A 7,963-nucleotide genomic window follows, 5' to 3' on the forward strand; every position below is an offset into this window, starting at 1 on the left:
AGCTGCCCCATTTTCTGCAAAAAACCGATTCTGATATTGGCAGCAAGTCTGACGAATGGAGTGAGATGAGTATGAGCATAATGGACTTCATAAATGATTTGAAAAAGAAAAATATCACCTTATACCATAACAAGGGAAAAATCAAAATCATCGGTCCTCAAGAATTATTGACAGCTGACTTAAAACAGCAAATCAAGCGGTATAAAGAAGACATCATCGCAGCGCTGGAAGCGGGCGAAACAGACATTGAGCGAAGCTTTCCGAAAGCGGCGCCGTCTAAAAGCGGAACCTACCCGTTGTCAAGGGAACAAAAAAGGATGTTCATTTTAAATCAGCTTGATGACAGCAAAACGGCCTATAACATGCCGCTGGCGGTAAAAATAAGCGGTGAAGTTCAAATCAGCCGACTTGAACAGGCATGGAAAGCGCTCATCAAACGGCATGAATCGTTAAGAACTTCTTTTGTTATGCTCGATGGCGAACCGGTGCAGAAAATCGAACAGGAAGCCGAGTTCCGACTTGAATACAGCGAGTTGGGGGATCAAAGCATTCAGGAGAAAATCAGCCGTTTCATCAAACCTTTTCAATTAGAACAAGCCCCGCTTTTAAGAGCGGAAATCGTAAAAGTGGATGAAGCTGAGCATATGATGATGGTTGATATGCATCATATCATTTCAGACGGTGTCTCTATCGGAATATTAATGAAAGAATTCGCCGCCTGCTGTGAAGGCAAAGAATTGTCTCCGCCGGCGGTTCAGTATAAAGATTATTCAGAGTGGCAGAGAGACATCGAGCAGCAGAGCCGGTTGAAGAAGCAGGAAGCGTATTGGCTCAATACCTTCCGGGGAGACATTCCGGTATTGAATATGCCGCTCGATTTTCCGAGACCGAAAATCCGAAGCTTTCAAGGAAACAGAACAGTTGTTGAATTGGATCAGGGCACCACAAAAAAACTGAAGACGATCGCCGCCAAAAACGGCGTCACAATGTACATGCTTCTTTTGGCAGGCTACACCATTCTGCTGTCAAAATACACCGGACAGGAGGATATCATTGTCGGCTCGCCGATTGCCGGAAGACCGCATGCCGATTTAAACGGGACAATCGGGATGTTTGTCGGCACCCTTGCACTGAGAAACCGGCCAAAAGGGAACATGACATTTAGCGAATATGTCCAAACGGTTAAAAACAATACGCTGAACGCCTATGAAAATCAAGATTATCAATTTGATGCATTGATCGAACATCTGGGCTTGACACAGGACATGAGCAGAAACCCGCTGTTTGACACGATGTTTGATCTGCAGCATGCGGATGATTTCGCATCTGAAGCCGGCGGGGGGCATTTTGAAACGTATGATATTCCATTTCATGTCGCGAAATTCGATGTAAGCCTGACGGTATTTTTGCATGGAGACAACCTGAAATTCGATTTCCAATATTGCACTGATCTGTATAAAAAAGAAACGGTTGAAAGAATGGCCGGACATTTTTTGAATGTTTTAAAAGACGCTGCTCATCACCCTGAACTGGCGTTAAGCGAGATTAGGATGATGTCGGAAGAGGAGAAAGACATCATCTTACATACATTCAATCATGAGAAAACAGATGGTCCGAAAAACAAGACACTCAGCCGGCTGTTTGAAGAGCGGGCTGAAAAAACACCCGATCGCCCCGCTGTTATATTCGAAGATCAGCAATTGACATATCGAGAGCTGAACGAAAAAGCCAACCAATTGGCCTGGCTTTTAAGAGAGAAGGGCGTAAAGCCGGATACAATTGTCGCGATCATGACAGACCGATCACTCGAGATGATCATCGGAATTATCGGAATTTTAAAAGCCGGCGGAGCCTATTTGCCGATTGATCCGGATTATCCCGAGGACAGAGTCAAATATATGCTGGAAGACAGCGGAGCTGATACGGTCGTCATCCAGGAGCACTTAAAGACGAAAATAGACGGCCATCAAATGATAACCATCGAAGACATCCGATCTTTCGGCAAAGAAAATCCTCCAGATGTCAACAATGCTTCTGATTTAGCATATGTGATTTATACATCGGGCTCTACAGGCAGGCCGAAAGGTGTCATGACGACTCACCGCAATGTCGTCAACTATGTTGATGCTTTTACGAAAAGGATTCCTTTAAGCGAACATGATACAGTCCTGCAAGTCGTATCCTTTTCATTTGATGCATTTTCTGAAGAAGTCTACCCTATTTTATCCCGCTCAGGGCGCTTGGTGATCAGCAGAAAAGTAAGCGATCTGAACATTGATGAACTGGTGAAAACGATCAATAAGCATCGTATCACACTTGTCAGCTGCTCCCCGCTTCTATTAAATGAAATCGATAAAAGTCAGCACTTAACCTTTCATCCGCAGATGAAATTTATCAGTGGGGGCGACGTATTAAAATTCGAGTACGTCGAAAATATCATCAAAGGCGCTGACGTTTACAATTCCTACGGTCCAACGGAAGCGACAGTTTGCGCTACCTATTATCAACTAAGCAGCGCAGACCGCAAAAAAACGAGCATTCCTATCGGCAAGCCTTTAAGCAATTATAAAGTATACATTGCAGATCAATACGGCCGGCCGCAGCCGATTGGAGTACCGGGCGAACTGCTGATCGGCGGCGAAGGGATCGCAAGGGGATATTTGAATCATGAAACATTGACGGAAGCGGCCTTTGTGCTGGACGAAGCAGGCGAGATAGTATATCGAACAGGCGATTTAGCAAGATGGCTGCCTGACGGAAACATCGAATTTTTAGGCAGAATCGACAACCAAGTCAAAATTCGCGGCTATCGGATCGAACTGGAAGAAATCGAACACAAGCTGTTAAAAAACGGTGATATTAACGAAGCCATCGTGGTGGCGAAGGAAGATCAGGAAAACAGCAAATATTTATGCGCCTACATTACATGCAAAAACAAAGACGCAGACATGGAGCAGATTCGAGAACGTTTGGCAAAGGAGCTTCCGGAGTACATGATTCCGTCATGCTTTATCAAGCTTGATCAAATTCCCCGCACGATCAATGGAAAGGCTGATCTTAAGGCATTGCCGGAGCCTGATCGAAGGGCATTTGCCCAAGCCCGCTACGAAGCCCCGTGCAATCAAACGGAAGCCTTACTTTTATCGATCTGGCAGGATATCTTGCAAGCGGAAAAAATCGGGATTAACGACCATTTCTTTGACATCGGCGGACACTCGTTAAAAGCTTTTTCAATGGCCGCGAAAATTCAATCGGCATTAAAAGTCGAAGTGACACTAAAGGAAATCTTCAGCCATCCGACGATTAAAGACATCGCAGCTTATATCGAACAAAAACAAAAACAAGTTCAATCAGACATTCAAAAAGCGGAAAAGAAAGAATACTACCCGCTTTCTTCCGCTCAAAAAAGGCTGTACATCCTCAATCAGATCGAAGAAGGCCAAACCGCCTACAATATGCCTTTTGCGATGAAAATAAGAGGTGGGCTCCAAACGGAAAAGGCGGAGAAGGCCTTCAGAACGCTAATCAAAAGACATGAGAGCTTAAGAACATCCTTTACCACCATCAATGGTGAACCCGTTCAGAAGATCAACGAGGATGTCCCATTTGCAATCAAATACAGTGAAGCCGACAATTGCAGCCTTCGGGAACGGATGAATCACTTTATCAGACCGTTTGACCTGGAAAAAGCCCCTCTTCTGAGAGCCGAGCTGGTGAGGGTGAACGCAGCCGAACACATTCTCCTGCTTGATATGCACCATATCATTTCCGATGGCGTGTCAATCGGGATCTTGCTGAAAGAATGGGCGGCTTTATATGAAGAAAAGGAACTTGCACCGTTAAAGATCCAGTATAAAGACTATTCCGAGTGGCAGCGAGAGTCCTGGCAAAAAGACCGGTTGAAAAAACAGGAAGAATACTGGCTATCCGTTTTTCAAAACGACATCCCTGTTCTGAACATGCCGACAGACTTTCCAAGGCCGCAAATGCAAAGCTATGAAGGAGATCGAATCGCATTTGCAATCGAAAGAGAGCTGACGGATAAGCTCAAAAAAACAGCGAAAGAAAATGGAGTCACGATGTATATGCTGCTGTTGGCCGGGTATACAATACTCCTTTCGAAATACACCGGACAGGAAGATATCATTGTCGGTTCACCGATTGCGGGGCGAACCCGGGAGGAGTTGGAACAGACGGTCGGGATGTTCGTAGGCACCCTTGCGATGAGGAACCATCCAAAAGGCGGCAGGACATTCATTGAGTATTTGCAAGATGTAAAAGAAAATACGTTAAATGCCTATGAAAATCAAGATTATCCTTTCGATGAGCTCGTTGACAAATTAGATTTGGAACGGGACATCAGCAGAAATGCCTTATTCGACACAATGTTTGATATGCAGGCGCTGGATGATGCAGAGCCTGATATAGAGGGATTGCATGTTGAACCCGTCGATTTGGAGTTTCAGATTTCAAAATTCGATTTGTCGCTGGCAGCAGCAGAGTCCGCAGGCATCATTACGTTTCACATGGAATTCTGCACAAGGCTGTATAAAAAAGAAACCGCCGAAACGCTGGCGCAGCATTTCGTGAATATCCTAAGAGATATTTCCGATCGCCCGCAGAAGACATTAAACGACATCAGCATGCTTTCAGAAGAAGAAAGACACACAGTGCTGTATCAATTTAATGATACGAAGGCCGAACACCCGTCAGGGATTTTTTCTGAGCTGTTTGAAGAGCAGGCCGGAAAATCACCGGATCATCCGGCGGTGGTCTTCAAAGACCAAATATTGACATACCGTGAATTAAATGAAAAAGCGAATCAATTGGCCAGAACATTGCGGCAAAAAGGGGTTCAGCGGGAGTCTGTAGTCGGAATCATGACGGAACGGTCATTGGAGATGGTGACCGGGGTATTGGCGATTCTAAAAGCCGGAGGGGCATACCTGCCAATCGATCCGGGACTTCCAAAAGAGCGTATCCAATATCTTCTCACGGACAGCGGAGCCGACCTTTTGCTGACACAGCACCAGCTTGTCAAGAGCATCAGCTTTGCCGGAGAAATCATCCAAATCGATCAGGCCGATGCTTACGACCCCGATGGAAGCAATCTGGAGCATCTTAATTCCCCCGGTGATTTGGCATACGTCATCTATACCTCGGGTACGACGGGAAACCCAAAAGGCGTGATGGTCGAGCACATAAATATCATTCATGCCCACTATACTTGGAGAAAGCACTATGAATTGGCATCATTTTCAGTTAACCTGCTACAGCTTGCCAGCATGTCGTTTGATGTATTCGCGGGTGATTTATGCCGTAGTCTTCTCAACGGCGGAACAATGTATATAGTCCCGGATGATGTCAAACTGGAAATGAATCTGCTGTATGACATGATCAAAAAACACAGCATTCATATGTTGGAATCGACGCCAAGCCTGATCATTCCTTTGATGAAATATATCGATCATCATAAGCTTGATCTTTCAAGCATGAAGTTGTTGATCATGGGTTCTGACACTTGCACGATCAAAGATTATAAATGGCTCGCTGAACGGTTCGGACAAAGGATGAGAATCATCAACAGCTATGGCGTCACAGAAGCTTCTGTCGATTCCGGCTATTATGAGGAAGCTTTAGATCGGATTCCAGAGATTGCGAATACGCCGATAGGAAAGCCGCTGGACAATACAGCATTTTATATATTGGATCCCTCATTAAACCCGCAGCCGGTCGGCGTTTATGGCGAGTTGTACATCGGCGGTGAAGGGATCGCGAGGGGATACTTAAACAAACCGGAACTTACGAAGGAAAGGTTTGTTCCAAATCGTTTTGCCGCCGGGGGGAACATGTATAAAACGGGAGACTTGGCAAGATGGCTGCCTGATGGAAATGTCGAATTCCTCGGGAGAATCGATCACCAAGTCAAGATTCGCGGTTTCAGAATCGAAACAGGCGAAATTGAAACGAAGCTTTTGGGAAATCAAAACATCAGCGAAGCTGTCGTTATAGACCGGGAAGACAAGAAAGGACATAAGTACTTGTGCGCCTATATTGTCGCGCGAGCGAAAATAAACGCAAATGAACTGAGGGAATATTTGTCCGATCACTTACCGGACTATATGCTCCCGTCCTATTTTATTCAAATCAACAAGATGCCTCTCACACCAAACGGAAAGATCGATCGAAAAGCGCTTCCTGAACCTGCCGGAGACGCGACAGCAGCGAGCGAATATGAAGCCCCGCGTAATGAAACTGAAGAAAAGCTGGCCGCTGTTTGGCAGGAAGTGCTGGGTAGGGACAACATCGGAATCAACGATAATTTTTTCGAAATCGGGGGAGATTCAATTAAGGCCCTGCAAATCGTTTCAAAATTATCAAGAGCCGATCTCAAGCTTCAGGTTAAAGATCTGTTTACCAATCCGTCCATCAGACACCTCAGTAAATATGTCAAAAAAGAAACGAAAGCACGCACCAGCGAAATCGTGCAAGGGCAAGTGCCGCTGACCCCTGTGCAAAGGTCGTTTTTTGAAGCAAATCAAAGGGAGCAAAACCATTATAATCAAGCATTTATGCTCTACAGGGAAAACGGTTTTGCTGAAAAGATCGTCGAAAAGGTTTTCCGTAAACTCACAGAACACCATGATGCATTACGGATGGTCTATCGGGAGAAAAACGGTGACATCATTCAGCATAACCGCGGCTTGGAAGACAGCGTCTTCGATCTGTATGTCTATGATTTGAAAACGGAAAAAAATCTCGAGGAAACCGTTTATCAGATAGCGACGAATATTCAAAAAGACATATCCATCAGCGAGGGCAAAATGATCAAGCTCTGCGTGTTCAAAACAACGGAGGGTGACCATCTGCTGATTGCGATCCATCACCTTTTGGTAGACGGCGTGTCCTGGAGAATATTGTTCGAGGATTTTGAAGCGGCATACGGTCAAGCCCTGCAAGGCAAACCGATAGAGCTCGGTTATAAAACGGATTCGTACAAAACGTTTTCCGAAAAACTGGCTGAGTACGCAAGCAGCAAAAAGCTCCTGAAAGAACAAGAATATTGGCGGGAGATATCCAAAGGAAAGATGGCATTCCTCCCTAAACATCGCCAAGCGGCACATGATACCTATGAAAATAGCAGAACACTCAGAACATCCCTTAGTCAAACGGAAACGGAGCAGCTGCTGAAAGAGGCGCATAAAGCATACAATACGCAGATCAATGATCTCCTGTTAACGGCTTTGTTGATCGCCTCAAGGCGGCTGACGGGGGAAAACAGGCTGAAAATTCTTATGGAAGGTCATGGAAGAGATGATATTTTGCAAGATGTGGATATCACGAGAACGGTCGGCTGGTTCACCGCAATGTATCCGGTATTCATCGACTTAGAAGATGAAGCAGACTTGTCTGTGATGATTAAAATCGTGAAAGAAACTTTGCGGAAAATACCGAATAACGGAATTGGATACGGCATCCTTAAGTATTTGAGAAAAGACGAAGGGCTTTTAAAGGATGAAAAGCCTCCGATCTTATTCAATTATCTTGGTGAGCTCGATCATGATCTGACGACTGAACAATTTTCATCGTCAAAGCTTTCGACAGGTCAAAGCATCGGAGAAAAAAGTGCAAGAGATGCTTCTGTTGAAATCGATTCAGTCGTGGCAGACCGGCAATTGATGATCAGTACGACATTTAACGAATACGAGTATTCTCCAGATACGATCAGCGAATTGAATCAAGCATTCAAAGAAAGTTTGCAAATGGTCATCAGCCATTGCACGGGCAAACATGAAACCGAAAAAACGTCCTCTGACTACGGTTATGACAAACTCTCATTGGAAGATCTTGAAGAATTATTAAATGAATATGAATCTGTCGACAGCTAGAAATCCTGACAAAAGAGCTGAAAAGTGGTTAACCTGCTGCTTAAAAAATGGGCGGCCCATGTGGATCTGAAAAC

1 protein-coding gene is annotated in these 7,963 nt (G+C 44.9%); it reads left to right on the forward strand.

All coding sequences use genetic code 11. From position 1 onward, the window contains the following. Positions 1–71: 71 nt before the first annotated feature. Positions 72–7,889 carry a bacitracin non-ribosomal peptide synthetase BacB gene (bacB, locus tag MST20_RS15595; protein ID WP_243943273.1) on the forward strand — a complete coding sequence of 2,606 codons (7,818 nt, stop codon included), beginning with the start codon at positions 72–74 and terminating at the stop codon, positions 7,887–7,889. Positions 7,890–7,963 lie beyond the last annotated feature (74 nt).

The organism is Bacillus sp. B19-2 (assembly GCF_022832475.1).
Taxonomy (GTDB): domain Bacteria; phylum Bacillota; class Bacilli; order Bacillales; family Bacillaceae; genus Bacillus; species Bacillus paralicheniformis.

What these genes read in the sequence shown, in the direction of transcription:
- bacB (WP_243943273.1), top strand. Translation starts at nt 72, where the DNA reads ATGAGCATAATGGACTTCATAAATGATTTGAAAAAGAAAAATATCACC.